The sequence below is a fragment of the Paenibacillus sp. oral taxon 786 str. D14 genome (genome assembly GCF_000159955.1).
Classification (GTDB): Bacteria; Bacillota; Bacilli; order Paenibacillales; family Paenibacillaceae; genus Fontibacillus; species Fontibacillus phoenicis.
The window spans coordinates 84,662-85,695 of sequence record NZ_GG695980.1 but is presented as its reverse complement, the minus strand read 5'-3'; the positions used below and the strand labels follow the sequence as shown (position 1 = coordinate 85,695).

General features: G+C 45.0%; 2 protein-coding genes. Both read left to right on the top strand.

Annotation, left to right across the window (positions count from 1 at the left end):
• Positions 1-295, top strand: a 295-nt coding sequence (locus POTG_RS24890; RefSeq protein ID WP_232282308.1) for a hypothetical protein, incomplete at its 5' end; no start/stop codon positions are given.
• Entirely contained in the window at positions 285-965 is a 681-nt protein-coding gene (locus POTG_RS14075) for a hypothetical protein (protein WP_009225499.1), read from the top strand. The genes POTG_RS24890 and POTG_RS14075, both read left to right, overlap by 11 nt.
• Positions 966-1,034 lie beyond the last annotated feature (69 nt).

Genomic DNA, 1,034 nt, shown 5'->3' with positions numbered 1-1,034 from the left:
GCTAATCTGTGCGTTCCCATCCAGTAAGCAAAACGGTGTGTATCTCGTGAAAGTGGAGCCTCATTACAACGATTTGATTATTACGCATGACTGCCCTGCATGTCATTTTGGACACAAGCAATGCAAGCATGTTCAAATGGCTGCGGAAGCTTACGAGCGTTGGCAGTGGTGGGAACCTAAAAAGCAGATTCACACGGTTACGCGCAAAATTGTTCTTTCGTCGGAGTGGGAGCAGATACAACTTCCACCTAGCCAAGAAGAACAATTAAGGGCAGTGATCGACCATGCTTCCTGACATTCTGGACGTTGCAGACCAGAACGGACTTATTATTAAGCCTTCCTCTCAATCGAGGGAGGAAGTTCTCTGTAAATGTCCATTTTGCCATGAGGATTCTAAACCGGGAAAAAAGCGAAGATACTACCTTTCTCTCAACACCAAAGACCAGGTGTTCAAATGTTGGTTTTGTGGGGAGAGTGGGGGAGTACTTCGCTTTATTTCTCTTTTGGAGGGAGTTCCGGAAGAACAGGTCCGGCAGAGATATCGTAAGCGGAAAATTGTGCATCCAGCTGAACGACTCAGCCGAAATCAACGAAAGTTATTGAGGCAACACACAGGAGGCAAAGAGCCTAATTGGAAGCTAATGAGAGAAAGAGATTTTGCCTATTACATGCGTTCTATGGATCTTCTTTGGGAGCAGTGGAATGAGTTTCTGGAAACAGAACGGCAAGGCGCTTATCTCTGGCTGATCATCGGGATAAAGAACTTTAAATATCAAAAGTACATTGAGCGTATCCGACAACGCGAGAAAGAAATTGAAGCTCCCTTATTGGACGATGTGCTCCAAATTTATTCTTGTTCAGTACGTCCTAAGTGGACGGAAGACGCTGAAAGATTTGTCTGCAATTTTAAATCTGTAAGTCCTGAACCTGAAAGGGCAGGCATGAAGACGGAGGATAAAAGATGAGCTTGAACCAAGCGGTATTAATCGGAAGACTGACAAAGGACCCTGAGCTACGTTATACACCTTCTGGTG